23 protein-coding genes are annotated in these 26688 nt (G+C 68.6%); 13 read left to right on the top strand and 10 right to left on the bottom strand.

From position 1 onward, the window contains the following. Positions 1-11: 11 nt before the first annotated feature. Positions 12-1142 (top strand): aminotransferase class V-fold PLP-dependent enzyme, encoded by a 1131-nt coding sequence (locus ACGFI6_RS24290; protein ID WP_393122162.1) that lies wholly within the window; start codon positions 12-14, stop codon positions 1140-1142. Then, entirely contained in the window at positions 1139-1762 is a 624-nt protein-coding gene (locus ACGFI6_RS24285) for a class I SAM-dependent methyltransferase (RefSeq protein WP_393122160.1), read from the top strand. Before ACGFI6_RS24290 ends, ACGFI6_RS24285 begins: the two co-directional genes overlap by 4 nt. Here ACGFI6_RS24285 and ACGFI6_RS24280 read toward each other — a convergent pair whose 3' ends face one another. The 4 genes from ACGFI6_RS24280 to ACGFI6_RS24265 are packed head-to-tail and all read right to left on the bottom strand — an operon-like array spanning position 1763 to position 7688. Next, positions 1763-2614, bottom strand: coding sequence for a carbohydrate ABC transporter permease (locus tag ACGFI6_RS24280; RefSeq protein ID WP_393122159.1), 852 nt, complete (start codon positions 2612-2614; stop codon positions 1763-1765). After that, positions 2611-3525 carry a carbohydrate ABC transporter permease gene (locus ACGFI6_RS24275; protein ID WP_393122157.1) on the bottom strand — a complete coding sequence of 305 codons (915 nt, stop codon included), beginning with the start codon at positions 3523-3525 and terminating at the stop codon, positions 2611-2613. The genes ACGFI6_RS24280 and ACGFI6_RS24275 overlap by 4 nt, the downstream gene beginning before the upstream one ends. 5 nt (positions 3526-3530) lie before the next feature. Then, positions 3531-4862 (bottom strand): ABC transporter substrate-binding protein, encoded by a 1332-nt coding sequence (locus ACGFI6_RS24270; RefSeq protein ID WP_393122155.1) that lies wholly within the window; start codon positions 4860-4862, stop codon positions 3531-3533. A 51-nt stretch (positions 4863-4913) separates the two neighbouring features. Then, positions 4914-7688, bottom strand: a complete 2775-nt coding sequence (locus ACGFI6_RS24265) for a family 78 glycoside hydrolase catalytic domain (RefSeq protein ID WP_393122153.1) — start codon at positions 7686-7688, stop codon at positions 4914-4916. Positions 7689-7810: 122 nt separating this feature from the next. Between ACGFI6_RS24265 and ACGFI6_RS24260 the strand changes: the two genes are divergently transcribed. Further along, positions 7811-8707 (top strand): AraC family transcriptional regulator, encoded by an 897-nt coding sequence (locus ACGFI6_RS24260; RefSeq protein ID WP_393122151.1) that lies wholly within the window; start codon positions 7811-7813, stop codon positions 8705-8707. Here ACGFI6_RS24260 and ACGFI6_RS24255 read toward each other — a convergent pair. Next, on the bottom strand, positions 8673-9377 hold the full coding sequence (locus tag ACGFI6_RS24255) for a TetR/AcrR family transcriptional regulator (protein ID WP_393122149.1): 705 nt from the start codon (positions 9375-9377) through the stop codon (positions 8673-8675). The genes ACGFI6_RS24260 and ACGFI6_RS24255 overlap by 35 nt on opposite strands. An 88-nt stretch (positions 9378-9465) precedes the next feature. Here ACGFI6_RS24255 and ACGFI6_RS24250 point away from each other — a divergent pair, with 88 nt between their 5' ends. After that, the gene (locus tag ACGFI6_RS24250) at positions 9466-10650 is read left to right on the top strand and encodes an FAD-dependent monooxygenase (protein ID WP_393122147.1); all 1185 of its coding nucleotides are present in this window, start codon (positions 9466-9468) and stop codon (positions 10648-10650) included. Here ACGFI6_RS24250 and ACGFI6_RS24245 read toward each other — a convergent pair. Further along, positions 10618-11076, bottom strand: a complete 459-nt coding sequence (locus tag ACGFI6_RS24245) for a PGPGW domain-containing protein (RefSeq protein ID WP_393122146.1) — start codon at positions 11074-11076, stop codon at positions 10618-10620. The two genes, ACGFI6_RS24250 and ACGFI6_RS24245, sit on opposite strands and share 33 nt — an antisense overlap. 22 nt (positions 11077-11098) lie before the next feature. Further along, a complete protein-coding gene (locus tag ACGFI6_RS24240; protein WP_393122144.1) occupies positions 11099-13234 on the bottom strand; it encodes a peptidoglycan DD-metalloendopeptidase family protein in 2136 nt (711 codons plus the stop codon). 95 nt (positions 13235-13329) lie between these two features. Here ACGFI6_RS24240 and lpdA point away from each other — a divergent pair, with 95 nt between their 5' ends. The 4 genes from lpdA to ACGFI6_RS24220 all read left to right on the top strand — a co-directional run bounded on the left by lpdA (position 13330) and on the right by ACGFI6_RS24220 (position 18578). Then, positions 13330-14727: a dihydrolipoyl dehydrogenase gene (gene lpdA / locus ACGFI6_RS24235; RefSeq protein ID WP_393122142.1), complete on the top strand. Its 1398-nt coding sequence runs from the start codon at positions 13330-13332 to the stop codon at positions 14725-14727. A gap of 87 nt (positions 14728-14814) precedes the next feature. Beyond that, entirely contained in the window at positions 14815-15360 is a 546-nt protein-coding gene (locus ACGFI6_RS24230; protein WP_393122140.1) for a dihydrofolate reductase family protein, read from the top strand. Positions 15361-15449: 89 nt separating this feature from the next. Then, on the top strand, positions 15450-17420 hold the full coding sequence (locus ACGFI6_RS24225) for a hypothetical protein (RefSeq protein WP_393122138.1): 1971 nt from the start codon (positions 15450-15452) through the stop codon (positions 17418-17420). Between the two features lie 324 nt (positions 17421-17744). Next, positions 17745-18578: a hypothetical protein gene (locus ACGFI6_RS24220; RefSeq protein WP_393122136.1), complete on the top strand. Its 834-nt coding sequence runs from the start codon at positions 17745-17747 to the stop codon at positions 18576-18578. Positions 18579-18738: 160 nt separating this feature from the next. Here the strand turns inward: ACGFI6_RS24220 and tsaA are convergent, their stop codons facing one another. The 3 genes from tsaA to ACGFI6_RS24205 all read right to left on the bottom strand — a co-directional run bounded on the left by tsaA (position 18739) and on the right by ACGFI6_RS24205 (position 21523). Beyond that, the gene (gene tsaA, locus ACGFI6_RS24215; protein WP_393122135.1) at positions 18739-19149 is read right to left on the bottom strand and encodes a tRNA (N6-threonylcarbamoyladenosine(37)-N6)-methyltransferase TrmO; all 411 of its coding nucleotides are present in this window, start codon (positions 19147-19149) and stop codon (positions 18739-18741) included. A gap of 111 nt (positions 19150-19260) precedes the next feature. After that, positions 19261-20004, bottom strand: a complete 744-nt coding sequence (locus ACGFI6_RS24210; RefSeq protein ID WP_393122133.1) for a metallophosphoesterase — start codon at positions 20002-20004, stop codon at positions 19261-19263. A 10-nt stretch (positions 20005-20014) separates the two neighbouring features. Beyond that, a complete protein-coding gene (locus tag ACGFI6_RS24205) occupies positions 20015-21523 on the bottom strand; it encodes a PstS family phosphate ABC transporter substrate-binding protein (RefSeq protein ID WP_393122131.1) in 1509 nt (502 codons plus the stop codon). A 108-nt stretch (positions 21524-21631) separates the two neighbouring features. Between ACGFI6_RS24205 and ACGFI6_RS24200 the strand changes: the two genes are divergently transcribed. The 5 genes from ACGFI6_RS24200 to ACGFI6_RS24180 are packed head-to-tail and all read left to right on the top strand — an operon-like array spanning position 21632 to position 26611. Beyond that, the gene (locus ACGFI6_RS24200) at positions 21632-22990 is read left to right on the top strand and encodes a dihydrolipoyl dehydrogenase family protein (protein ID WP_393122129.1); all 1359 of its coding nucleotides are present in this window, start codon (positions 21632-21634) and stop codon (positions 22988-22990) included. Positions 22991-23035: 45 nt separating this feature from the next. Continuing rightward, positions 23036-24055: an energy-coupling factor ABC transporter permease gene (locus ACGFI6_RS24195; protein WP_393122127.1), complete on the top strand. Its 1020-nt coding sequence runs from the start codon at positions 23036-23038 to the stop codon at positions 24053-24055. Further along, positions 24052-24810 carry a cobalt ECF transporter T component CbiQ gene (gene cbiQ / locus ACGFI6_RS24190; protein ID WP_393122125.1) on the top strand — a complete coding sequence of 253 codons (759 nt, stop codon included), beginning with the start codon at positions 24052-24054 and terminating at the stop codon, positions 24808-24810. The genes ACGFI6_RS24195 and cbiQ overlap by 4 nt, the downstream gene beginning before the upstream one ends. Continuing rightward, positions 24807-25580: an energy-coupling factor ABC transporter ATP-binding protein gene (locus ACGFI6_RS24185; RefSeq protein WP_393122123.1), complete on the top strand. Its 774-nt coding sequence runs from the start codon at positions 24807-24809 to the stop codon at positions 25578-25580. The genes cbiQ and ACGFI6_RS24185 overlap by 4 nt, the downstream gene beginning before the upstream one ends. After that, positions 25577-26611, top strand: coding sequence for a mandelate racemase/muconate lactonizing enzyme family protein (locus ACGFI6_RS24180; RefSeq protein ID WP_393122121.1), 1035 nt, complete (start codon positions 25577-25579; stop codon positions 26609-26611). The genes ACGFI6_RS24185 and ACGFI6_RS24180 overlap by 4 nt, the downstream gene beginning before the upstream one ends. Positions 26612-26688 lie beyond the last annotated feature (77 nt).

Here is a 26688-nt window from a genome sequence, read left to right as displayed (position 1 = left end):
CCGTTGGCGCAGTGACTTTGAGACCCCGCCCCGACCTCTGGACGCTCGATCCGGACGTCCTCCACCTCAACCACGGCTCGTACGGCGCTGTGCCGCGGCGGACGCAGGAGGTGATGGCGAGCCTGCGGACCGAGATGGACGCGAACCCGATGGTCTGGTTCCGCACGGTCGCCGACCGCCTGACCGCCAGCCGGCTGGCGCTGGCCGCGTTCCTGCAGACCGACCCGGACGGCTTCGCGCTGGTGCCGAACGCGAGCGCCGGTGTCACGGTCGCGCTGCAGACGCTGCCGATCCCCGCGGGCAGCCGCATCGTGCTGACCGACCACGCGTACGGTGCCGTCCGGTACGCCGCCGAGCGCTTCGCGAAGGAGCACGGCGCCGAGGTCGTGAACGTGGCGATCCCGCTGGAGGCCGACGACGCGACGGTGGTCGCGCTGATCGCGGACCAGCTGGACAACGCGTCGGTGCTGATAGTCGACCAGATCACGTCCGGTACGGCCAAGGTGTTCCCGATCGAGGCGCTGGTGACGGCCGCCCACGAGCTGGGTGTGCCGGTCGTTGTGGACGGCGCGCATGCCCCCGCGCTGATCGACGCCCCGGCCGCCGGCGGTGCCGACTTCTGGACCGGCAACTTCCACAAGTGGCCGGCTGCACCGCGAGCCACGGCCGGCCTGGTGGTCGCCGAGCAGTGGCGTACGGCCTCGATGCCGCTGATTGTGTCCTGGTCGGAGTACGACGAGCGGATGCCGGAACGCTTCGACATGCAGGGGACGTACGACTACGTGCCGTGGATCGCCGCGCCGGAGTCGCTGAAGGTGCTGTCCGACCTGGACTGGCCGACCCGCCGCCCGCAGCTGACCGCGCTCGTCGAGGAGGGCGCGAAGGTTCTCGCGAAGGCCCTCGGAACCGGTGTCGCGGAGGTCGTGCACCCGCCCGCGACGATGCGACTCGTCGAGCTGCCGTCGTCGGTCGACCTGTCCGGCGGCGACGCGCTGAAAATGCGGGTATCGCGGGAGCTGAAGGCGGAGATCACGTTCACCGGGTTCGAGGAGCGGCGCTTCATCCGGCTCTCCGCGCATGCGTACAACTCACTGGCGGACTACCAGAAACTGTCGGAGGGCCTGCCTAGGCTCCTCGGGTGAACGATATCCAGGGGTCTTACAACACCGCCGCCGTCGACTACCACGCGATCCTGAAGGATTACCACCACAGCGATCCGTTCGAGATCGGTGGGCTGGACTACTTCCGGGCGCTGGTCAGCGACGGGCCGGTCGGGGATCTCGGCTGCGGGACGGGGCGCGTCACGGCGTACCTGGCCGGTCAGGGGCTGGATGTCTTCGGGGTCGATCTGACGCCGGGCATGGTCGAGGTCGCCCGCCGGGAGTACCCGGAGCTCCGGTTCGAGGTCGGGTCGCTGCTCGGCCTGGACCTGAAGGACGGCGAGCTGGCCGGCGCCCTGGCGTGGTACTCGCTCGTTCACACGCCGCGCGAGGAGCTTCCGGTGGCGTTCGCGGAGCTGTTCCGGGTGCTGCGGCCGGGCGGGGTTCTGGCGCACGGGTTCAAGGTCGGCGCGGGCAGCCGGCCACTCACGCAGGCGTACGGGCATGCCGTTGATCTGCAGGTCTACATGTACGACGTTCCGGAGGTCGCGGGCCTGCTCGCGGACGCCGGGTTCGTCGAGGTGGCGACGCTGACGCGCGCGGCACTGCCCGCCGAGAAGGACGCCGGGCAGGCCGCGCTGATCGTCCGCAAACCTCAGTGATCAGCCCTTGATCGCTCCGGACGTCATGCCGGCCACGATCTGCCGGTTGAAGAACAAGAACATGATCAGCGGCGGGATCGTGATCAGCAGGATGTCCATGAACAGCAGGTTGTACTGCGTCGTGTACTGACTGGAGAAGTTGTAGAGCGTCAGCTGGACGGTCGCGTTCTTGTCGCCGGGCAGGAAGTACAACGGGTTCACGAAGTCGTTGAACACGTTCACCGACTGCACCACGACGACTGTCACGATCACCGATCTGAGCAGCGGGAACACCACCCGGAAGAACAGCTTCAGCGGTCCGGCGCCGTCGATGATCGCGGCCTCGTCCAGCTCCCGGGGGATGGTGGCGACGAACGCCCGGAACAGCAGGATGCAGAACGACAGCCCGAAGGCGATCTCGATCAGGATCAGTCCCGGCATGGTCCGGAACAGCCCGAACTTCTGCAGCACCCAGATCGTCGGAACCACGGCCGGCGGGATGATCAGCCCGGCCAGCACCAGGAAGTTGATGAACGGGTTCCACCGGCTCCGGCGCCGCTGCAGCACGAACCCGGCCATCGCCGCGAGCACCACCATGCCGGTGACGCTGACGACGGTCAGGATCGTGCTGTTGATGAAGGCGATCACCAGCATGTAGTCGCGGGCCTGGACCACCTCGATGAAGTTCTGCACGAACCGGAACTGGTGCGGCCAGGCGAAGCTCAGGTCCGCGGACTGTGTCCGGTCCTTGACCGCGGTCAGCACGATGAACGCGAACGGGATGATGAACACCACGACCGAGACGACGATCGCGATCGTGCTGAGCAGCCACTTCCGCCCCGGCCGGTGACTGACCATTTCGGCGGTGCTCACAGGTCCACCTCCTTGCGGTTCAGGAACCACGACAGCGGCAGGACGATCGCGGTGACCACGACGAACAGCACCACGTTGCCCGCCGTCGACAAGCCGTAGAAGCCGGCCTGGTACTGCTTGTAGATCACCGACGCGATCACGTCCGAGGTGAACCCCGGTCCGCCGCGGGTCATCGCCCAGATCAGGTCGAAGGACCGCAGCCCGCCGATCAGCGACAAGATGATGACGGTCACGGTGGCGGGCCGGGACAGCGGCAGCACGATCCGCCGGAACTGCTGCCACGACCCGGCCCCGTCCACCCGGGCCGCCTCGATGTACTCCCGCGGGATCGACACGATGCCCGCGATGTAGATCAGGGTGGCGAGGCCGACGCCCTTCCAGACGTCGACCGCGGCCACCGACAGCAGCGCCCACTTCGGATCGGTCAGCCACCCGGGACCGGCGATCCCGAGCAGCGCGAGCGACTTGTTGATCAGGCCCTTGTCGGGGTTCATCAGGACGGTGAAGGTCAGCCCGACGCCGATCGTGGAGACCAGTACCGGGAAGAACACCACCGAGCGAAGGTAGCCGCGGGCAATGATCTGCGACGTCAGCAGGACCGCGAGCAGCAGCCCGAGCACCACCTTCGACCCCGACGTGACGACCGCGTAGATCAGCGTGTTCGTGAACCCCTTGACCAGTTGCGGCTCCTGGAAGAACAGCTTGAAGTTGTCCAGCCCGATGAACTTCGACTCGAACAGGCTCCAGCGGGTCAGGCTGAAGTACAGCGAGGCGAACGTCGGGACCAGGAAGAGGACGCCGTAGATGATCGCGGTCGGCAGGTAGAACCAGTTCGAGTACGGCCGGTAGACCTTGCTGCCGGTCGTCGAGGCGACGGCTGTGGTGTGTTCCTGAGTGATCGAAACCGCCACCGACCTCACCAGCCTGCCAGGCCGAGCTGCTGGGCCTGCTTCTTCACGTCCTCGTCGTAGCGCGCCGCGCCGTCCTTCGCCTTCCGGATCCCGGAGCCGACCTCGACCGTGATCTGCTCCAGCGACGGGCCCTTGACCGGCGACAGGAACTCCAGCGCGAGGCTCGACGAGCCGGACTTGTCGAGGTACGGCTGCATGTCCTTGATCGCCTGCGGTACGTCGTCGCCGAGCTCGCAGCCCTTCACCGCGTACGGACCGGTCGGCGCACCGGCCGTGTTCTGCGACTTGCAGCCGTCCGGGCTGGCGACGAACGCGAGGAACTTCTTGGCCGCGTCCAGCTTGTCGCCGGTCGTGGTCTTCGGGATGTAGAGCCCACCCGGCGTCCACAGCGTCAGGCCGTTGGTGCTCGCGTCGTCACCAGGCAGCGCGAACAGGCCGACGGTCTTGGCGGCGTCGGGATAGGTCGCGACCATGTTCGCCACCACCCCGGACAGGATCGGGTAATGCGCACCCTTGCCGGTGGCAAGCATCTTCAGGCCGTCGGGCAGCTTCGCGGACGCGAAGTCCTTGTTCTCGTACCCGGCGTCGTGCACCGCTTCGGTGTGCTCGAAGCCCTTCACCGCGGCCGCCGACGTCGCGTACTTCGCCTCGTTCTTGGTGTACTTGTCGGCGAAGTCCGGCTCCGCGGCGGAGACGTTGTGGAAGTCGCCGAGCACGAACAGCTGCGACGTCCAGGTCTCGCCGTACGTCTGGATCACCGGTGCGACGCCGCCGGCCGCCTTGATCTTGGCGTTGTTCGCCATGAACTCGGCCCAGGTCTTCGGGACCTGCAGCCCGAGCTTCTGATAGACGGGGATGCTGTAGAGCACCGCACCGCCCTGGAAGCCGCCGACCGGCGCGCCGTACACCTGGTTGTCGGCGGTCACGGTCTTCTTGAAGTTGTCGTCCAGGTCCTTGACGTACGGCTCGTCGTTGATCGACACCAGGTTCTTCTGCGGCGCGATCGCCTGGAACAGCGAGCCGGTGTTGTAGTTGAAGACCTCCGGCATGTCACCGGTCGACAGCCGGGTCTTGATGATGTTGTCGCCTTCGGTGCCACCCGGGCGGGTGTCCACCTTGACGGTGATGTTCGGGTTCTTCGCGTGGAAATCCTTCGCGAGCTGCTCGGCCTCCTTCACGTCCTGGTCCTGGTTCGTGGTCAGGTACGTGAGTTCGACCGAGCTCGCACCGCCGGAGTCGTCGCTGGAACCGAGACTGCCCGCGCTGCACGCGGCGAGGGTGAGAGAACAGACGGCCAGCAGTGCGAGCCCGCTGGCTCCTGGGCGGAACCTCATCATGACCTCCAAGGGATGTTCTGCAACGGCAGCGGGGCGGTCGGGTGAGTAGGGCTAGTGGTGGAGAACGGCGGCGAGGGCGGCCTTCACGGCCTCGGGGTCCGGGGTGGTGTCCCGCGAACCGAGTGCCTCGACGAGTCCGGTGGCCGACTGGTTCAGGTAGGCCTTGAAACGTCCTGCGAGTTCGGCGTCGTCGGCCGCGAAACCGGCGTCGGTGGCCGCGGTGGCCAGTGCCGACCAGGTCGGCAGGTCGTCGAGCAGTTGCCGTATGGACGCGTCGGCCGGCAGTTCGGGTGATTCGGCGTACGGGTCGGTTGCTGTCCACTCGTGCGTACCGTGGCCGACCTCTACGGTCTCCGCACCGGGTACGTCGACCGTGGCGCGGGAACCGACCGGGACCGTGACGGTCAGCTTCACCTGACCGTCGGCGCGGGTCCAGGCGACTGACGCCTCGCCGTACGGGGTGAGATGCCTGGCGGAAGCGTTCGTGAGCTGGTCGGTGAGCAGCGGCCGTACGTCGATGCTCTTGTAGCCCGGCTCCGCCGCCGCAAGGCCGGCGACCCGACGGTGCAGCCAGTCGGCGACGGCACCCAGTGCGTAGTGGTTGAACGATGTCATCTCGCCGGGATTGATGCTGCCGTCGGGCAGCATGCTGTCGTAGCGCTCCCAGACCGTCGTCGCTCCCATCGTCACTGCGTACAGCCAAGACGGGCAGCCTGTCTGTAGCAGGAGACGGTAGGCCAGGTCAGGATGTCCGGTATCGGCCAGAGCGTCGGTCATCAAAGGCGTTCCGACGAATCCGGTACTGATCCGGAAGCCTGCGGTCCGGACCAGATCGGCGAGCCGCTCGCCGGCACGCTGCCGCTGGGCATCGGTCGGCAGCAGCGCCCACTGCAGGGCCAGTGCGTAGACCGTCGGTGCGTCGCTCAGTACCCGACCACCGCCGGTCGTGTACTCGGCCGCGAACGCCTGCCGTACGCGAGCAGCAAGATCGGCGTACTCGCGGGCGAGGTCGTCCTGACCGACGACCTCGGCGGCCTTGGCGACCACCTCGGCCGAGCGTGCGAGGTGCGCCGTGGCGATCACGTCCGCGTCGGCCTTCGCCAGTGCGGCGTTCTCCGGCGGCGCGGTCGGGTCGAGCCAGTCACCGAACTGGAACCCGCCGGACCAGAGCAGGTCGCTGCCGGCCAGGTCGGCCATCTTGTCGACCCAGGCCCGCATGCTCGGAAGTTGCCGCGCGAGAAGTCCTGCGTCGCCGGTGCGCTCGTAGATCACCCACGGCACGATCGTTGCCGCGTCACCCCAAGCCGCGGTGGCCGGCGCCTCGTTGCGGAGCACGTCCGGGATCACGAACGGGACCGATCCGTCCTTCTTCTGCTCGGCGGCCAGGTCGGCGAGCCAGTTGGTGAGGAACCCGCTCGCGTCGAACAGGAAGTTCGCGCTGGGGGAGAAGACCTGGATGTCGCCGGTCCAGCCCAGCCGCTCGTCGCGCTGCGGACAGTCGGTCGGTACGTCGACGAAGTTGCCGCGCATGCCCCACACGACGTTCTGGTGGAACTGGTTCAGCAGCTCGTGCGAGGACTCGAACCAGCCGGTGCGCTGCAGGTCGCTGCCGATCACGACCGCCTCGAGGTCCTCCTTGCGCAGCTCGGTGACGCCGTTCACCTCGGCGTACCGGAATCCGTGGAAGGTCAGCGGCGAGTCGAGAGTGACCTCGTCCGGGCCGGCCAGGATGTAGGTGTCGGTGGCCTTGGCGGTCCGGAGCGGGCGGACGCCGAGCTCGCCGTTCTCCAGGACCTCGGCGTGCCGCAGCACGATCTCGTCGCCGGCGTTCTGGCCGCGGACCTTGAGGCGGACGCGACCGACCAGGTTCTGGCCGAAGTCGATCAGGGTCTTGCCGGACGGCGACGTGCTGATCTCCAGTGCGGGCAGGACGTCGGTGATGCGTACCGGCGGGCCGTCCGGCGCGACGAGCAGCGAGAGGTCGGCGTCGAGGACATCCACGGGCGCGGCTTCGCCGGGCTGCTTGCGCAGGTCGGTGCTCTGGCCGTCGTACAGGTCGTCGGCGAGTACGTTGCTCTCCCGGGACGTCCAGCTGTCGTCGCTGCCGAACGTGTGGACCTGACCGTCCTCGGTGGTCACCTCGAGCTGAGCGAGGACGGCGAGCCGGCTGCCGTACACCTGGCTCTGGTCGCGGAAGCCGATCCGGCCGCGGAACCAAGCGTTGCCGAGCAGGAACTCCAGCTTGTTCTCACCCGCGCGAACAAGCTCGGTCACGTCGTACGTCTGGTAGCGCAGCCGGTACTGGTACGACGTCCAGCCGGGCGCGAGCTCCTCCGTACCGACGCGTTGTCCGTTGAGCTCCGGAAGGTAGATGCCGTGCGCAGTGGCGTACAGGCGTGCCTTCACGATCCCGTCCGGGAGATCGGCCGTACCGGCGACCAGGGGAGCGGGGGAGCCGTGCGGGTTGTCCCGCGGGCTGACGAAGCGAGCGGTCCAGTCGTCCGGCGCGAGCAGGCCGGCCTCGATGACAGCAGGCTCACTCCACGCGCTCCAGTCCTCGGCGCCACGGACGCGGACGCGCACCTGCGCGGACTCACGGGAGGTGAGCGCGTCACCCGGCCACGGGACCAGGACCTGTTCAGGGGACTCGACGGTGTAGCTCTGGGTGGTGTCGCGGGCGATCTCGATCTCGTACGCCGTCTGCGCGTAGCCGGCGTCCGCGGCCGGGACCTGCCAGGAGATCCGGGGGCTCGCGGTACCACCACCCAGAACGGGTGCGGTCCGGTGCTCGAAGCGGAGAGATGTGGGTGCGGCGAGTTCCGACATGAGACTCCAACCGAGTGAAACGATTCATTGGTTGCTCCGATCCTGCGACCGGGCGTCGCCGGCAGCTAGCCCGATGTGCACTCGCCCTAGCACGATCTGCACCTCGGCTCGTATCGTGAAGCATGGTCGACGAGCCGGTGACGACCCGTGGAACGGTCCTGCACTTCATCGAGGGAACGGTGGTGCACGCGGGTACGCACGTGCACGAGAAGGCGCATCCGCTGCACACGCACAGCTTCTTCGAGCTGGCGCTCGTCACCGGCGGTGAAGGCGTCCACCACAGCCTCGCGGGACGTCAGCGGATCGGCGCGGGCGACGCGATCCTGCTCCGTCCGGGCGTCTGGCACGAGTATCTCGAGTGCGACGCACTGGAGGTCTACAACTGCTGCTTCGCCGCCGACCTGGTGCGCCGCGAACTCGCGTGGGCGCGCGAGGATCCGTTACTGGGTTACCTGTTGTGGACTGGACCGTTCTCCGCTGACCGCCGCGGGATGCTCGCAACGCATCTTGATCCGGCGACCCTTCAGGAGGCGATCGGGCACCTCGACGGACTGCGCCAGCTGCGCAACCAGCCGTTGAGCCGCCATCGCGGAGAGGTGATCGGCTGGCTGTCGCTCTACCTGAGCTGTGTCGCGCGGACCGTGGCGGACCGAGATCAGCGCCGCGAGTACACGCATCCGGCGGTCGTCGACGCGATGCGGATGATGGAGGCCGACCCGGCCCGGCACTGGACGTTGACCGATCTGGCCGGCGAGCTGCATCTCGCGCCGGGCTACCTGGTCCGGCTGTTCAAGTCGGTCACCGGCCTGCCGCCGATGGCGTACCTGTCACGGCATCGCGTCGAGCTCGCGGCCGACCGGCTGCTGCACACCGACCTGCCGATCAACCGGATCGGCGAGTCGGTCGGTTGGCCCGACCAGAACTACTTCGCCCGCCGATTCAAATCGCACTACGGGCTGTCTGCGTCGATCTACCGACAACGTTTCAACGACCCGAGGCTGACGCCCTCCGGTCATTGATCAGCAGTTCCAGCCCGTCCAGGATCCGTTGCAGGCCGTACTCCAGGCCCTGGTTCTCGCTGCCCGCCGTCGTGCTCATCGCGGCCACCAGGTGCGGGAAGCGGGCCGCCTCGGTGCTGAGGATCTCCGCGAGCGACTGCTGCATGTCCTCCTCGGTGAGGCCGGTGCTGAGGCCCGGGTAGGTCGTGGACTGCTGCACGATGTTCCGTACGTGGCTGGTGATCACCAGCATCGAGTCCATTTGCTCGCCACCGCTCAGCCCGGTGCCGGCCAAGGAGCCGATGCCGCGCTCGATCCAGGCGAGCTCGTTCGGGCCGAGCAGGCGCCGGCCGATCGTCGACAGGACCAGCCACGGGTGGCGCAGGAAGCCCTCGTACAGATCGATGGCCCAGGTGTGCAGTACGTCGCGCCACGGCCCGTCGGGACGCTCCGGCGGACCGCCCATCGCCAGGTCGCTCATCACCGCGACCAGCTCGCTCTTGCCGGGGACGTACCGGTAGAGGGCCATCTTGGTGACCGGCAGCTCGCCGGCCACGCGCTGCATGGAGACCGCGTCGAGGCCCTCGGCGTCCGCGATCGAGATCGCGGCCTGCGCGATGGCGGCCAGCGTGATCGCGGGTTTGGGTCCGCGGCTCGGGGCCGGCTGGTTGCTCCAGAGGAGTTCGGTCATCCTTCGATCCTTTTCGAAATCTCTTGCACTGTGTCTACCATACACATTACTGTGTCCGGCAGACACAGTTACTTCGAAGGAGCTGAAAATGAAGGTTCTGGTTTCGGGTGCGAGCGTGGCGGGGCCGTCGGTGGCGCTCTGGCTCGGACGGGCGGGGCACGACGTGACGGTGGTCGAGATCGCACCGGCGTTGCGGCAGGGCGGGTACGCCGTGGACTTCCGTGGGGAGGTGTTCACCACGGTCCTCGAGCGGATGGGCGTGCTGGAGGAACTGCGCTCGCGGCAGACCGGCGGCAGCGCGATGCGGTTCGTCGACGCGTCGGGGCGCAAGCTGATGCGGCTGCCGGCCGAGTTCTCGGGCGGCGAGCTGGAGGTGCTGCGGGCCGATCTGTCCCGGGTGCTGTACGAGCACAGCTGCGCGCAGGCGACGTACCGGTTCGGTGACTCGATCGCTGCGCTGCACGAGCACGCCGACGGGGTGGACGTACGGTTCGAGAGCGGCATCGAGGAGACGTACGACCTCGTGATCGGTGCGGACGGGATGCATTCGGTTGTCCGGCGGCTGGCCTGGCCGAAGGAGCAGGTGCGGGAGAAGCACCTCAACTACTACGTCGCCGGCTGGGAGGTCCCCAACACGCGGGGCATCTCGGAGGACTCGTTGTTGTACAACGTGCCGGGCAAGGTCGCGAGCGTTGCACCGGACACGCGAGACCCGAAGCTGGCCCAGACGCTGTTCGTGTTCAAGGCGCCGGTGCTCGAGTACAACCGGCGGGACCTCGCTCAGCAGAAGGAGATCATCCGGCAGCACTTCGACGGCCTGGGGTGGTGGGTGCCGGAGCTGCTCGACGGGTTGCCGGCGGCAACCGAGTTGTACTTCGACTCGATCAGCCGGGTGCACGTGGATCGCTGGTCCACCAACCGGATCGTGCTGCTGGGCGACGCGGGGTACGGCGCGACGTTCGGTGCGCTAGGCACCGGTACAGCGGTTGTCGGCGCCTACGTACTGGCGGGGGAGCTGTCCCAGACGCCGGACCTGCGCACCGCGTTCGACCGGTACGAGGCACGGTTGCGCAAGTCGACGTCGACCACCCAGGACGGGGCCCGCGCAGGCACGTTCATGGCGCCGGCGACCCGGTTCGGGATCACGGCGCGGAACAAGATCCTCGACCGGCCGTTCTTCCTGAAGCAGATGCTGAAGCTGGCGCAGAACATGAGCGAGCTGATCGAGCTGCCGCCGTACTCAGTCAAGGAGGGGCAGTCTGTGCAGGAATGACTCCCACCCGTCGGGCAGCCAGCCCGGTACGCCGAGCAGGGCGAAGTAGAGCCAGATGCCGACGAGCACGCACAGGAACAGTGCGAGGGTCCCGAGGGCCTTCAGCCAGGCGGGCTGCTTGCCGGTCCAGGCAGTGAGTGCCTTCACCCACTCCTTGACCCGGTACAGCAGTCGCTGGGCCCACTCGAACTCGCTGGCCAGCACGGCCAGGCCCGCGATGAACAGCGGGATCCCGCCCGGCCCCGGCAGCCAGCCGGTGAGCGGTGCGGCGATGATGAGCAGCCCACCGAGCACGCCCACGCCGATCCGGTAGAAGAGCAGCTTCCGGGGGTTCTCCCGGATCCGCCGCCGCCACTCCCAGCGGTCGTCCGCAGCATCGAGCGTGATGTTGTCATCCGTGCGGTCGGGACTCTGTTTCTCGGCCACGCCCCCAGACTACCCAGACCGGTCAGGCGCTGGCCGGATTGCCGAACTCCCAGTGCCAGGGCTCTTCGCGGTTGCTGCCCTGTTCCGCCCAGGCGGGGTGCATCCAGCCGTACGAAGGGGCGTGCGCCTTCATCCACTGGTACTGCGCGGTGTTGTAGCGGTCGATGCCGCCGCAGAGGTCGACGGCTACGCCCCAGCCGTGGTTCGACGTACCAGGGAGGGCTGCCAGGGACGGCTTGCGCTGGTACAGGCTGACCTGAGACGTGTAGGAGCGGTACGAGTCGGTGATGCACAGGGTCTTGCCGAACTGAGCGCGGTAGGCCGTCGCGAGCTTCCCGTACGCGGCTGCGGCGTCGCAGCGGAGCATGTGGCCGGAGGCGATCGGGCAGAGCTTGTTCGCGGGGATCATGCCGTTGCTGTAGCCGCCCCAGCCGGTGCTGGCTGACCCGGTCGCGAGGAAGGGCATCGGGTTCACCGGCTCGCCGCCCAGGCGCACCTCGAAGTGCAGGTGCGGACCGGTGGAGTTGCCCTCCGTACCGACGGCACCGATCTGCTGACCCGCCTTGACCTGCTGACCGTCGACCACGTCGATGCGGCTCAGGTGCGCGTAGAGCGTCTCCAGGCCGTTCCCGTGGTCGATCCGGACCAGGTTGCCGGCCCAGGCCGGGTGCTCGATCCGTACGGCACCGGACGTGACGGCGCGCACCGGTGTGCCGACCTTGGCGGGGAAGTCCTGGCCGGTGTGCGAGCCGGTTGACCACATGGCGCCGGCCTGACCGAACGGCGTGCCGATCTCGTACGTGCCGTCCGGCAGCGGCCAGGTCCAGGAGTTCGAGCCGACGTCGTACGAGGTGGCGGTGTTGCCGCAGCGGAACGCGTACGCGTCACTCGTCGCCACAGGCGCGATCTGCGGCTTGGCCGGGGCGCCGAGCGTCGGGCGCAGGGCCGCGTACAGGTTGTCGGGGACCGTGGTGACGACGACCGCGCCCTTGGCCTCGTCGGCGGCGATCATCTCGCCGTTGTCGAGCGCGACGCCGATGTGGACCAGGCCGAGGGACTTGCTGCCCATCACGAGCAGGTCGCCGGGCTGGATCTGCGCGGTCGGGACGGCCTGGTAGTCCGGGTAGACCTTGCCGACCAGGTTCGGGAGGGTGGTGTACGGCTGCCACGCGACGCGGGCCGCGCCGAGGCATCCGTACTTGTCCGGGCCGGTTGCAGCGACACCGTACGGCTTGCCGACCAGGCTGAAGGCCTGGTTGACCGCCCGGATGGTCTCCGCAGACATCACCTTGACGGTGCGGCCGGCGGTCGTGGCGGACGCGACGCCGGGGACGGCGGCACCGCGGCGGGTCAGCGGCGCGAGACCGGCAGGAAGCTTGCTAGGGTTCTTGAGCAGGGCAGCGGCCGGGGGAGTGATCTTCGTGGTCGTGAGCTCGGCGAGGTACGTCTGCCAGCGGGCGAGCGCCTGCGCGTCACGGATGGTCTGGAGCTCCTTCGAGACTCCGGACGCCACATCGAGGTCAGCCGTCTGGTCCGCCGCCGCGGCCGCCGCGTCGGAGGCCTTCTGCTGGACCTGCTTGCTGAGCTCCTGCGCCTTGGCGGCGGCCTCGTTCGCTGCGGCGCGCTTGCCGGCCGCTTCGGACTTCAGCCGGTTCGACTCGGACTCGGCATTCATCGCGGCCTTGTACTGCGCGACCTGGGTGTTGCCGAGCTGGGTGATCGCGGTCTGCCGGTCGGCGATCTCCTGGAGGTTCTCGGCGACCGGGGCGAGCGACCAGAGGATCGACTCGGTGCCCATCACGGTCGGGATGCCGAGCTGGTACGCCTGGGCGGTGATCACCCCGAGGCGCCGGCGCTGCTCGTCGGCGCGGCCCCGCGACGTACTGGCCGTGGACTCCGCCTTCTTGGCGGCGGCCTCGGCGGCCTGCGCCTGCTTGAGAGCGTTCGTGTACGCGATCGTCGCCTTCGCGAAGTCGGCCTGGACGGCTGCGGCCTCGGCCTGGAGCTGCTCGAGCGAGCGGTTCACGTCGGTGACCGACGCGGGCGGCGGCTGGGACGTCGCGGGGGAGGGATCGTCGGCGTACGCGGGCAGCGCGACGACCGCCAGCAACGTGCCGAGTGCGGCGAATCGCAGCCCCCGGCGTCTCCCCAGATCCATCCGTCCCCCATGCGCATCTGTCCCGCGGCGCCTCACGCGCGTGCCCAGCGTAGGCGGCGTACGGTCCTTACGGAACCCCGGCTAGCATTCACTGCATGGCCTCGCACTTTGACGTTGTTGTCCTCGGCGCAGGCCCGGGTGGGTACGTCGCGGCGATCCGCGCCGCCCAGCTCGGGCTCAAGACCGCCATCATCGAGAAGAAGTACTGGGGCGGTGTCTGCCTGAACGTGGGCTGTATCCCGTCCAAGGCGCTGCTGCGGAACGCCGAGCTGTCGCACATCTTCCGCAAGGAGGCGAAGACCTTCGGCATCAGCGGTGAGGTCACCTTCGACTTCCCGACCGCGGTCCAGCGCAGCCGCAAGGTCGCCGACGGCCGGGTCAAGGGCGTTCACTTCCTGATGAAGAAGAACAACATCACCGAGCTCGACGGCTGGGGCTCGTTCACCGACGCGAACACCCTCGACGTCACGCTGAACGACGGGTCGTCCGAGACCGTCACCTTCGGCTCCTGCATCGTGGCGACCGGCGCGACCACCAAGCTGCTGCCGGGCACCCAGCTGAGCGAGCGCGTGGTGACGTACGAGGAGCAGATCCTCACCGAGGAGCTGCCGGGCTCGATCGTGATCGCCGGCGCCGGCGCGATCGGCGTCGAGTTCGCGTACGTCCTGGCCAACTACGGCGTCAAGGTGACGATCGTCGAGTTCCTGGACCGGATGGTCCCGCTGGAGGACCCCGAGGTCTCCAAGGAGCTCGCCAAGGCGTACAAGAAGCTCGGCGTCGACGTGCTGACCTCCACGCGCGTCGACTCGATCGACGACTCCGGCGCCTCGGTGAAGGTCACCGTGACCGGCAAGGACGGCGTCCAGCAGACGATCGAGGCCGACAAGGTCATGCAGGCGATCGGCTTCCAGCCGCGCGTCGACGGCTACGGCCTGGACAAGATCGGTGTCGCGCTGACCGAGCGTGGCGCGATCGGCATCGACGGCTTCTGCCGGACCAACGTGCCGAACATCTTCGCGATCGGCGACGTGACCGCGAAGCTGATGCTCGCGCACGCGGCCGAGGCGATGGGCGTGATCGCGGCCGAGACGATCGCGGGCCACGAGACGATGGAGCTCGACTACGCGATGATCCCGCGGGCGACGTTCTGCCAGCCGCAGATCGCCAGCTTCGGGTACACCGAGGAGGAGGCCCGCAAGCTGGGCCACGAGGTCAAGGTAGCCAAGTTCCCGTTCACCGCGAACGGCAAGGCACACGGCCTCGGCGACCCGACCGGCTTCGTCAAGGTGATCAGCTCCGCCAAGTACGGCGAACTGCTCGGCGCGCACCTGATCGGCCCCGAGGTCACCGAACTGCTCCCGGAGCTGACCCTGGCCCAGAAGTGGGACCTGACCACCAAGGAACTGGCCCGCAACGTGCACGCGCACCCGACGCTGAGCGAGGCCCTCCAGGAGGCCTTCCACGGCCTCGAAGGCCACATGATCAACTTCTGATCAGCTTGGGATCGGCTTTTGGGCGGTGGCGGACACTTTGTCTGCCACCGCCTGTCGATTTCTGGGGGGTTCGTCCGACGCTGGCGTATGACAAACCAGCGCAAGGTCGTCGCGGCCTACTTTCTGTCCCTTGACGGTGTCGCCGAGAAGGCGGACCAGTTCCTGACCGGATGGGACGACGAAACCGACGCCGCCGGATCGGACCTGATCGCGACGCAGGACACCGTGATCCTCGGTCGGCGGACGTACGACGAGTGGTCCGGCTACTGGCCGACGAGCGACGTCGAGCCGTTCGCATCGTTCGTGAACGCGGCCCCGAAGTACGTCGCCACGTCGACACCGCTCGACGACACGTGGGCCAACTCGCAGGCGATCACGGGCGACCTGACCGCGTTCGTTCGCGACCTGAAAGCCCAGTCCGGTGGCGACATCGGCATCCACGGCAGCATCTCGGTCACCCGCGCCCTCCTGACCGCCGGCCTGGTCGACGAACTCCACCTGGTCATCGTCCCCACCGTCGTCGGCACCGGCCAGCAACTCCTCACCACCCTCGGCCCGATCCGCCTTGAGACAATCCACGCCACAAAGACCCCCGCCGGGCACCTCCTCGCCAACTACCGCGTACTCCACTGATCTCCAGCCCTCGAAAGCCGGTCCGCCGGCCGGCTTTAGACCTGATCGCCGATTTGGTAACGGGATGATCACGGCGTAGAATCAAACACATGTTCGAAGGTGATCTGAGGGACCTCGCGACCGCGGAGCTACTGTCCGCGGCGTCGGAGTTCGCCCAGATCCAGGACCGTGCCGCCGTGCGCATTCTGGAGTCCGCTCTGACGTTCGCGGACCGTCATGCCGTCGTGCCCGGCTATGAATCATTGCCGGGGTATGAGCGGCTTCAGGTATACGGCGGTGACGGTTGTCCTGGGGTTGCGGAGTTCGCCCCGATCGAGTTCGGTGCGGTGCTGAGCATGTCGAGCGGCGCGGCTGCCGCCCTGATCGGTGAGGCCCTGGCGTTGCGGCACCGGCTGCCGCGGATCTGGGCGAAGGTGCTGGCCGGTGATGCGGTCGCCTGGCGTGCCCGTAAGGTCGCGCACGCCTGCCTGGCGTTGTCGCTGGAAGCGGCCGCGATCGTGGACCGGCGCGTGGCCCGGATCGTGAACACGGTCACTCCAGGTGCCCTGGGGAAGATCATTGCCGCGGCCGTGTGGGACGCCGATCCCGAGCAGGCCAGGGCCCAGGCAGAGGCGACCGCCCGCGAACGCGGCGTGTTCGTCGCCCCGTCCGACGACCACGGCACGAAGCGTTTCTGGGTCCGTGCCGCCGCCGGCGACGTGATCCGCTTCGACGCCACCATCGACGACCTCGCCCGCGCCCTCAAAACCCTCGGCGACACCGACTCCCTCAACGAACTCCGAGCCAAAGCCATCGGCTGGATAGCCGACCCCGCCGCAGCCCACCAACTCCTAGCAGTAGCCCGCCACCTCGCCCAAACTGCCCGGTCCACCCCCACACCCGCTCCCGCCGGCCCCGCTCCTGCTGGTCCGACGCCCGCCCGACCCGCACCTGTACGCCCAGTACCGGTACGCCCCGTGCCAGCCGACTCCGCCTCAGAGCGCGTCGAGCCAGCCGGCACCGAGCCCGACCACGCCGCACCCGACCACGCCGCACCGGACCACGCGGCGTCGGACCGCCCTGGGCCGGAGCCGGCGGGGGACTCGGATGATGGCCCGTCCCAGACGGAGCCGTCCTCCCCGTCGCGCGTCGAGCCAGACTCCGGCCGAAGGGTCGTACGCGACAGTGCCCAGGACGGACGATGCGCCGCCGGCGGAGCGGCTGACGAGGCCACGGAACCCGCCCACGACGACCGGCTGGACGACGGACTGGACGACGCCGGAGCGTGGGCAGGCGAGGGCGAATGGGCGCCGTCAGAGGACTCTGCCACGCAGGACTCTGCCAGGGCGGACCCGCCGGCTGCGAACGCTGCTGAGGTTGACGTGTTCACGCGGCGGATGCTTGCCGCCGAACTGCCTGCGCGGCTGGCCGCGATCAAGCAGGAGGCCTACCGCACCGGCCTCGGCCCGACCAGCACCGGCCGACAGACCCGACAGACCCGCCACACCCTGTACGTCCACCTCACCGACCGCACCCTCGCCACCGGCACCGGCGTGCTGCGCGTCGAAGAACTCGGCCCCCTCCTCGCCTCCCAACTCACCGAACTCCTCGGCCACGACCACATCACCATCAAGCCCGTCATCGACCTGCACGACCAGGTCAGCGTCCACGCCTACGAAATCCCCGACCGCATCCGCGAACGCGTCCGCCTCCGACACCCCGTCGACACGTTCCCGTACAGCGCCGCCGAAGCAACCGAACGCATGGACCAAGACCACATCACCCCCTACAACCACACCACCCCGAACGACCGCACCACCCCCTACGACCGCATCACCCCCTACGACCGCACCGGCCCACCCAACCCCACCGGCCCACCCGACCAACCGGGCCAAACCAGCACAAACAACCTCATACCCCTCACCCGACTCCACCACCGCGCCAAAACCTTCGGCGCCTGGCGCAACCGACGCCTGCCCGACGGAGCCATCGAATGGACCAGCCCCCACGGCTTCACCTTCATCGTCAACCACACCGGCACCCACCCAGCCCCCACCACCACTCACACCCCGCCAACGTGAAGCTCCACCCGCCCCACCGTGATCCACCCTCACCCGTCTCGCGTCAGTCATCGCGCCCAGACAAGTCCCGCGGCCACCGTCCTCACCAACCTCCACCCCAACTCGTGCCCACCCGACTCGTGCCTGACCTGCTCATGCCAGACCTGCTCATGCCGGACCTACTCATGCGGCTCGACCTGTGGCCGCTCTGTGCGCGCCCGACCTATCTGTGCCCGCTCCACCATGCGCAGCCCACCTGCGGTTGACTGTCTTCCGTCCATTCGGTGCCCAGTGCATCCGTGCCGAGTTCATTCATGCCTGGTCCATCCTGCAGAGGAGAAACTCGTGGCCCTTCCAGCACCTGTCCAGGATCTGTGTGACCGCTTCCTGCTGCTGGCCGAGCGGGAGCTGCCGTCGGGAATGCTGACCGGGCTCTATCTCCACGGCGGGGTGGTCTTCGGCGAGTGGGCACCACGCGAGTCCGACGTCGACTTCGTCGCCACGCTCACCCACCGGCCAGACCCAGCCGAGGTGGAAGCGCTGCGGGCCGTCCACCAACAGATGGTGGCGTACTCCAAGATCCGCTTCGACGGCCCGCACCTGCTCGCCACCGACCTGGCGTCCGACCCGCGCACCCTGCCGCCGCTGCCGGAGATGATCCCCACCAGGAAACTCGAGATTCTCGTCTCGCCCTCGCGGATGATCACCTGGCACGAACTGGCCCAGGCGGGGATCACGATCACCGGCCCAGAGCTGTCCACTCTTCAGATCTGGACCGACAAGCAGGCGCTGCGGGAGTACACGGTCGCCAATCTCGACAACTACTGGCGCCACAACGCCGAGGGCCTGGCCAACTCGACCCCCGCCGACCTTCCAACCGATCAGCGCGAACGCGACTATCTCCTCACGCACTGCATCCTCGCCTCAGCGCGACTCGACCACCTCCTGGTCACCGGCGAGATGACCTCGAAGTCCCGTGTCGGCCGCTGGGCACTGACCCACTACGACGAGCGCTGGCACCGGGTACTGACCGAAGGCCTACACCTACGCGACGGCAGCGACGCCACCGGCACGTCCGGCTACATCGACCAGGCCGATCTACTCGCCGACGTCCGAGACTTCCTCGCACACATCGTGGAAACCGCCACCGGCAGACCCGTGACCCCAACCAACGCCTGACAACGGTCCGCCTGGTACGCGACTCGACCCACCTTCCAAGATCCCTGGCACGCCGAATGGGTCCTCTGGCAACTTGACCCCTACGCCGAAGCCCTCGACCTCCCAGCCTCTACAGACCGCCCTCCACAGACGCGCGACAGCGAAGGCCACCCGCTACGAGTCAGCGGTCGGTGACGTCGCCTAGCACCGGTTTGACGTCGACGATTGGGGTGCCGTCCAGGGCTTCCAGATTGTTGACCCGCACCCGCAGACCTTCCACCGCGAGCACCGTCACCCGATGCAGACCGAGCGGATTGGGCCGGTCGGGCGACCGCGTGCTGAACACGCCGGTCGGCGGGCGCGACGCGTCGCCGCGCGGATGCACCTTCTGCACGCTCCGGTCCGCCCGATCGAACCAGCTGACCAGAATCACCTCATCACCGGCCGCAAGATCAGCAAGCGCATCCCGCACCGACCCGTCAAACACCACCCAAGCATCCGGCGCCCCTTCATCCCCCTGCCGAGGCGCATCCGCCCGCTCCCGCAACTCCGACTCCACCCACCCAACCACCCGCACCACAAGCTCATCCACCCACCAGACGGTACGCGCCGCGGCGGTGGGTTGACCTGGCGCGGAGGTTCCCGGACGGACCGCTAGGCCTACATGGCGGGGTAAGGGTGCCTTTGTGGAGCGTCTCAACGATCAGCGGGGGTATCTGTAGATCGTTTGGAGGGGTTCGTCGGCGGTGTAGGCGTGGAAGGCGAGGCCGGGGTGGGCCTGGGGGTCTACTACCGAGTCGATGGTGGGTTCGAAGGGGAGGGGGACGGTGGAGCGGATGCCGGGGGCGCCGACGACGGGGTGGCCGGCGAAGGTGCTGACGATGGCGTTGTGGACGTGGCCGGTCAGCAGGGCGGTGATGGGTTTGCCGGTCAGGACCTCGGCCAGGGCCTCGGGGTTCTGAAGCTTCCACTGGTCCATGACCGGGTGGTGCAGCTCGAACGGCGGGTGATGCATCGCGACGAAGAGCGGGCCGTCGGCCGGTCCGCTGAGAGTACGGTCGAGCCAGGCGAGCGACTCGTCGGAGAGCAGGCCGTGGTCCTCACCAGGGACTGTCGAGTCGACCAGTACGAAGCGGGCCGCACCGACGTGCCGGACCTGATGGACAGGATGGTTGACGCCGGGGGAGTCGACGAACGCGGACAGGCCGGCCCGGAGCGGCGCACTCACGTCGTGGTTGCCGGGTAACACCAGTACGGGTACGTCGAACGCCAACTCCCGCGCGATCTCCGCGTACTCCTCCGGCAGCCCGTGATCAGCAAGATCGCCACTGACCAACACAACATCGACCGCCGACGACCGCACGTACGCCGTGATCGTCCGCAACCGCGCCCGCGCCTCCTCGCCACCGTCGAGATGCGGGTCACTGAGGTGCGCGATCACATACATGCCCTGCAGATTAGCCGCAGAAGCCCGCCGGGAGGTCGCTGCAGGGGACGAGGCCGCCTCGTTCGAGTACTGGGCGGGCTTGGGTTGAGCGGACGTAGTCCAGGAAGGCGCCGGTAAGGGACTTCGAGTCGGGCGCTTTGTAGGTGTAGGCGTGCTCGACCTCCCAGAACCTGTACGAGTCGTCCGCCACCTTCGAGGTGTCCGGTACGACGCCGTCGATCGTGACCGCGACCAGGTCCGGGAACTTCCGGGCCCCGCCCAGCTCGGCGTAGCCGATCGCGCCGTCGATCTCGTTCACCCGGGTCAGGAGCTCCTCCGTCGTACCGACCTCGCAGCGGTGGTACTTCGCCGCAGCGGCGTCGTCGTCGCGACGGCAGTCGTCGGAGGTGATACCCAGCTCCTGCGCGCCGCCCAGCACCTTCTGCCGGAACACCCGCCGCGATCCGGAGTCCGGCCCGACCCGGCTGACCATCCGGATCGGGAGGTTCTTGCCGCCGAGCTGGTTCCAGTTGGTGGTCTTGCCGATGTAGATGTCGCGCAGCTGGTCCGTGGTCAGCCCTGTCACGCCGGCGGACCGGTTCACCGTGACTGCGAACATGACGACCGCGACGGCCTCGCCACTCAGGCTCGGAACGTCCTGCGCCGGACCGTCGGACATCGCGATCACCTTGCCCGCCGCGGTGGCGTCCTTCTTGCCGAGGTCGCTGAGGTCCTGCACACCGCGCAGGCTGCCGTTGGAGGCGATCATGATCTCGGCGCGCGAACACTCGCTCGCGTACGCGCTCCGCAGTTCGGTCATCGTCGGCTCGACCGCCGTGGATCCGGTCACCCGCACCTGCCCGGCCGCACAGTTGTCTGGCGGCCGCAGTACGTCGACCAGGAAGAACGCGACCAGCGCGCCGACGAGCACCAGCGTGGTCGCGCCGAAGATGAGGGTGCGGCGCCCCGGCCCGCGCGGCCGCGGCTCGTGGTGGACACCACCGTTGGACCCGCCGCCGGTCAGGTACCCGGAGTGTGTGATGCCCTTGCCCCGCCCGGACAGCACGAGCAGGAACTTGAAGTGGTCGCCGTGGTTGATGGAGAACTTGGGTACGACCAGGTGGTCCTCGTCGACGTACGTCAGCGGATCGAGACTCTCCTCGATCAGCGTGCCCGAGTCCGTGTGCGCCTCGACCACCTTCATCCGGACGATCCGGCGACCCGGGAACCCGAATCCCAGCTCCTTCTTCATGTCCGTGGCGTCGATGTCGGTGCCGGTGTTGTCCACCCGGAGCAGCACGATGCTCGGGTCCGGGACCACCTCGTTCTGGTGCCGGACCTCGACGTCGACCAGCTCGTGGGCCTGACCCTGGTGCGGATGGACACCGATCTGCGCATCCACCTGGACGCGGTACACCAGCCGTTTGCGCCGCCAGACGTACCGGTCGAGCAGCCACACGATCGACGTGCCGACCAGCGAGACGAGGGCGATGACGGTGCCCAGGTCGATGTTGCCGAAATCGAACAACTCTGTCCCCACTTCTCCGAGAACAGAACGCTAGGAGCCGGTGGTGAACGCCCGCTTACGACGCGATGACGCGCCGGGTGGCGACTTGGCCGGTCCGGGCCGGTCTGACAGATTGGCGCCATGGCTGAACAGGTTGACGTGGTCGTCGTCGGAGTCGGTGTGGGCGGGGAGGAGACGGCCGGGCGGCTGGCGCAGGCCGGGCTCCGGGTGGTCGGCATCGAGTCCCGGCTGGTCGGCGGCGAGTGCCCGTACTACGGCTGCATCCCGAGCAAGATGATGATCCGCGCCGCGAACCTGATCGCCGAGACCCGACGTGTCGACGGCCTTGCCGGTACGGCGACCGTGCAGCCGGACTGGGCGCCGGTGGCGAAGCGGATCCGCGAGGAGGCCACCGACACCTGGAACGACCAGGTCGCGGTCGACCGCCTGGTGAACAAGGGCGCGACCATCGTCAAGGACACCGCGACGATCACCGGACCGAACACGGTGCGCGCCGGCGACCGCGAGTTCGAGGCGGCCCGCGGCATCGTGATCGCGACCGGGACGATCCCGTCCGTCCCGCCGGTCGACGGCCTGGACGGTACGCCGTACTGGACGAATCGTGAGGCGATCGAGGTCGAGACGCTGCCGGCCTCGCTGGTGGTCCTCGGCGGCGGCGCGATCGGTATGGAACTGGCGCAGGTGTTCGCGCGCTTCGGCGTCCAGGTCACCGTCGTCGAGGGCGCCCCGGAGGTGCTGGCGATGGAGGAGCCTGAGTCGGGCGTACTGGCGCGCGAAGCGCTGGAGCGCGACGGCGTCACCTTCCGCCTCGGTGCCCATGCCAAGCAGGTCGAGTATGCCGGTGACACCTTCACCGTGACGCTCGCGGACGGCACCACGGCCCGCGCCGAGAAGTTGCTGGTGGCAACGGGCCGGCGGGTGGCCACCGCGGACCTCGGGCTCGAGAAGCTCGGTCTGGACCCGTCCGCGCGCCGGATCGAGGTCGACGAGCACGTCCGGGCCGGCGACAAGGTCTGGGCGATCGGCGACGTCACCGGGGTCGGCGTATTCACCCACAACGCCATGTACCAGGCCGACATCGCGGTCCGCGACATCCTGCAGGAGCCGGACGCACCGACGGCGAGCTACCACGCGATGCCGCGGGTGACGTTCACCGACCCGGAGATCGGCGCGGTCGGGCTGACCGAGCGGCAGGCCCGGGACGCGGGCCTGAACGTACGTACCGCGTCGACCCAGATCCCGGCGTCGACGCGCGGCTGGATCCACAAGGCCGGCAATGAGGGCTTCATCAAGGTCGTACTGGACTCGGACCGCGGCGTACTGGTCGGCGCGACGAGCGCGGGTCCGACGGGTGGCGAGGTGCTGAGCGCGCTGGCGGTCGCGGTGCACGCCGCCGTACCGGTGAAAACGCTGCGGCAGATGATCTTCGCGTACCCGACGTTCCACCGGGCGATCGGTGCGGCACTGAACGAGTTGTGAGATCCCTTGTTGCGAATCGGTCGCAACTAGATCAAGAATGTCGACGTGCATGTTCCTGACGGCTTCTTCAACGCGCCCACCTCTGTCGCCACCGGCCTGATCGCGGCCGGGGCGGTCGGCTTCAGTCTGCAGCGGGCGAACCGCGAGCTCCGCGAGACCGGTCCGGCACTCGCCGGGCTGACCGCGGCTTTCGTCTTCGCGGTGCAGATGGTGAACTTCCCGGTCGGCGCCGGCACCAGCGGCCACCTGCTCGGAGGCGCGCTCGCGGCCGCACTGGTCGGGCCGTGGACCGCCGTACTGGTGATGGCCACGGTCCTGCTGGTGCAAGGGCTGCTGTTCGCGGACGGCGGTCTCACCGCGCTCGGCACGAACATCACGTTGATGGGCCTGATCACGGTCCTCGTCGGGTACTTCCTGACCCGTACGCTGCTGAAGGTGCTGCCACGCAAGGTGAGCAGTGTCGTACCGGCGACGACCGTCGGCGCGCTGGTGTCGGTCCCGGTGGCGGCGCTGGCGTTCACCGGGCTCTACGCGATCGGCGGCGCCGTCGACATCCCGCTCGGCAAGCTGGCGACCGCCATGGTCGGCTGGCACATCCTGGTCGGTATCGGCGAGGCGGTGATCACCGCTGCCGTACTGAGCGCGGTGGTCGCGACCCGGCCGGACCTCGTGTACGCGGCCCGGCACCTGCAGCAGGATCTCGTTCTCGTCGATGCCGACGGCAACACCTCGACGGTCTCGCCGGACAAGCCGATCGCCGCGAAGCCCGCCGGCCGGTCGCTGGGCGTCGGCGTCGCCGTGACCCTGGTGGTCGCGGGCGGCGTCAGCTTGTTCGCGAGCGCTCACCCGGACGGGCTGGAGTTCGTCGGCGCGAAGCTCGGCTTCGAGGGCGCGGCGAAGAGCTCGCCGACCGCGAGCAGCCCGCTGGCCGACTACGGCGTCCACGGGATCGGCAACGCGCAGGTCTCCGGTGCCCTCGCCGGCATCATCGGCGTCCTGGCGACGATCGTGCTCGGCCTCGCGATCGCGAAGCTCGCGTCCCTCCGGGCGAACAAGGCGTCATGAGTGGCGACGGCCTGCTCGTCGCGGTGGACAGTCCGGTCCACCGGATCCCCGCGCAGGTGAAGCTGGTCGCACTGTTCGTCTTCGTGCTCGCGGTCGTCTCGACACCGGCCGCGGTCTTCTGGGCCTTCGGTGTGTACGCCGTGATGCTGATCAGTGCTGTAGCGGCCGCGAGGTTGCCGGCCACGGTGGTGTCGCGGCGGCTCGCGGTGGAGACGCCGTTCATCGTGTTCGCGTTGCTGCTCCCGTTCGTCGCCACCGGGTCGAAGGTCGACGTACTCGGGCTGCAGCTGTCCGAGTCCGGCGTCCTCGGAGCGTGGAACGTGCTCGCGAAGGGCACCCTCGGTGTGGTCGCCGCGATCCTGCTCTCGGCGACCACCTCGCCCCGCGACCTGCTCGCCGGGCTCGAGCGGCTGCGGCTGCCGGCGACGCTGGTCGCGATCCTCTCGTTCATGGTTCGGTACCTGAGCGTGGTCTCCGACGATCTGCACCGGATGCGGGTCGCGCGCGAGTCGCGTGGCTACACCGGTGGCCGGGTCGGTCATCTGAAGGCGGTCGCCGGGGGAGTGGGTGCGCTGTTCGTCCGCAGCTTCGAGCGCGGGGAGCGCGTGCATCTCGCGATGCGGTCGCGCGGGTACACGGGCCGGATGCCACTGCTCAGCGTGCAGGGCGCCTCGGGCGCGCAGTGGACCGAGGGCCTGGCGATCTCCCTGCTCGCCGTGGCGATCGCGGTCGCGGCTAGGGTGGTGGCCTTGTGAGCGGTCCAGCGATTCAGGTCGAGCGGCTGGTGTTCGCGTACCCCGATGGGCGTCAGGCGCTGTACGGCGTCGACTTTACCGTCGAGCACGGCGAACGGGTCGCACTCCTCGGCCCGAACGGTGCCGGCAAGACCACTCTCGTCCTGCATCTCAACGGCATCCTCGGCTCGGTTGCCGGCGGGACCGGCAGCGGCCGGATCCAGATCGGCGGCACCGGTGTCCATCGAGAGCACCTGACCGCGATCCGGCGCAAGGTCGGGCTGGTCTTCCAGGATCCGGACGACCAGCTGTTCATGCCGACGGTCCGCGACGACGTCGCTTTCGGCCCGGCGAACCTCGGGCTGCGCGGCGCCGAGCTGGACGAACGCGTGCACGAGGCGCTCGTCCAGGTCGGGATGCAGGATCACGCGGACCTGGCACCGCACCACCTCTCGTTCGGCCAGCGCCGCCGGGTGGCAGTCGCCACGGTGCTCGCGATGCGCCCCGAAGTCCTGGTCCTCGACGAGCCGTCCAGCAACCTCGATCCGGCCGCGCGGCGCGAGCTCGCGGACATCCTCGAGGAGCTGGACGTCACCTTGCTGATGATCACGCACGACCTCCCGTACGCGCTCCAGCTCTGCGAGCGCAGCCTGCTGATGGACGGCGGCCGGATCGTCGCGGACGGCAAGACCCGCGACCTGCTCGGCGACGCCGACCTGATGACCGCGCACCGGCTCGAGTTGCCGTACGGGTTCGACCCGCTGTCCGTCCCAGGCCCGGAGCGTTCATGAAGATCACCGCTGTCACCGTCGACGTCACCTCGGAGGCCAAGGCGCATCCGGTCCGGGACGCGATCCAGTTGCTCGACCGCAACGGGGTGACCCGGGTGCGGATCGACACCGACGAGGGCATCAGCGGCGAGAGCACGACGTACTTCGGTCGCGTCGAGGCCTCGCCGGCCGTGCTGGCGAAGATCGTCAGCGAGCAACTAGCGCCCGCGATCGTCGGCGAGGACCCGACGGTGATCCGCGGCATCCGGCGCAAGCTCCAGGTCCTCACCGACTACCAGGGCACCGCGGGTCTCTCGTCGTACGGGATCTCGGCGATCGACCAGGCGTTGTGGGACCTGCTCGGCAAGTCGCTGGGCGTCCCGGTCTGGAAGCTGCTCGGCGCGCAGCAGACCGCGATCCCGTCGTACGCGATGGTCGGCTGGCTCGAGCTCGACGTCGCCGGCCTCGAGCGGGTCTCGGCGCAGGCGATGGAGCAGGGCTTCCGCGGCGTGAAGATGAAGGTCGGCGGCGGTCCGCTGACCGAGGACGTGCAGCGGATCAAGGCGGTCCGCAACGTCATCGGCCCGGACGCGGCGCTGATGGTCGACGCGAACCAGGCGTTCGGGTACGCGGAGGCGCTGCGCCGCGGGCGTGTGTACGAGGAGCTGGACTGCCGGTGGTACGAGGAGCCGCTGCCGGCGGGCGACACCGACGGGCACGTACGGCTGGCCGAGAAGCTGGACATCCCGATCGCGACCGGCGAGAACCGGTACGGGCAGGCGGCGTTCCGGGACCTGATTGCCCGCGGGGGCGTTGGCGTGATCCAGCCGGATCTGCGCCGGGCGGGCGGGCTGACCGACTGCCTGGAGATCGGGCTGATGGCGGCCGGGTTCGGCGTTCCGTACGCGTCGCACGGCGGCGGGGCGCACATCCACGTACTGGCCGCGCTGCCGAACACGATCTATCTGGAGAGCGGGCTGCTGCCGAGCGGTGTTCAGCTGGTCGACGGCTGCTATCCGTTGCCGACCGCCCCGGGACTGTCAGCTAGTTGATGACCGTCACCGCGAATCCACGGTGAATTTGTTACCAAGCCCTTGTGAGTTACTCGCCAGTCGGAGATGGTGACGTT

It is taken from the genome of Kribbella sp. NPDC048928, assembly GCF_043197975.1.
Classification (GTDB): Bacteria; Actinomycetota; Actinomycetes; order Propionibacteriales; family Kribbellaceae; genus Kribbella.
Note: the sequence above shows the minus strand (reverse complement) of the source record. Positions and strands in the feature narration are given on the sequence as shown.

Excerpts from the sequence above, each read along its gene's own strand:
- ACGFI6_RS24270 (WP_393122155.1), bottom strand. The coding sequence starts at position 4,862 with ATGATGAGGTTCCGCCCAGGAGCCAGCGGGCTCGCACTGCTGGCCGTC.
- ACGFI6_RS24265 (WP_393122153.1), bottom strand. The coding sequence starts at position 7,688 with ATGTCGGAACTCGCCGCACCCACATCTCTCCGCTTCGAGCACCGGACC.
- ACGFI6_RS24260 (WP_393122151.1), top strand. The coding sequence starts at position 7,811 with ATGGTCGACGAGCCGGTGACGACCCGTGGAACGGTCCTGCACTTCATC.
- ACGFI6_RS24255 (WP_393122149.1), bottom strand. The coding sequence starts at position 9,377 with ATGACCGAACTCCTCTGGAGCAACCAGCCGGCCCCGAGCCGCGGACCC.
- ACGFI6_RS24250 (WP_393122147.1), top strand. The coding sequence starts at position 9,466 with ATGAAGGTTCTGGTTTCGGGTGCGAGCGTGGCGGGGCCGTCGGTGGCG.
- ACGFI6_RS24240 (WP_393122144.1), bottom strand. The coding sequence starts at position 13,234 with ATGGATCTGGGGAGACGCCGGGGGCTGCGATTCGCCGCACTCGGCACG.
- lpdA (WP_393122142.1), top strand. The coding sequence starts at position 13,330 with ATGGCCTCGCACTTTGACGTTGTTGTCCTCGGCGCAGGCCCGGGTGGG.
- ACGFI6_RS24230 (WP_393122140.1), top strand. The coding sequence starts at position 14,815 with ATGACAAACCAGCGCAAGGTCGTCGCGGCCTACTTTCTGTCCCTTGAC.
- ACGFI6_RS24225 (WP_393122138.1), top strand. The coding sequence starts at position 15,450 with ATGTTCGAAGGTGATCTGAGGGACCTCGCGACCGCGGAGCTACTGTCC.
- ACGFI6_RS24210 (WP_393122133.1), bottom strand. The coding sequence starts at position 20,004 with ATGTATGTGATCGCGCACCTCAGTGACCCGCATCTCGACGGTGGCGAG.
- ACGFI6_RS24200 (WP_393122129.1), top strand. The coding sequence starts at position 21,632 with ATGGCTGAACAGGTTGACGTGGTCGTCGTCGGAGTCGGTGTGGGCGGG.
- cbiQ (WP_393122125.1), top strand. The coding sequence starts at position 24,052 with ATGAGTGGCGACGGCCTGCTCGTCGCGGTGGACAGTCCGGTCCACCGG.
- ACGFI6_RS24180 (WP_393122121.1), top strand. The coding sequence starts at position 25,577 with ATGAAGATCACCGCTGTCACCGTCGACGTCACCTCGGAGGCCAAGGCG.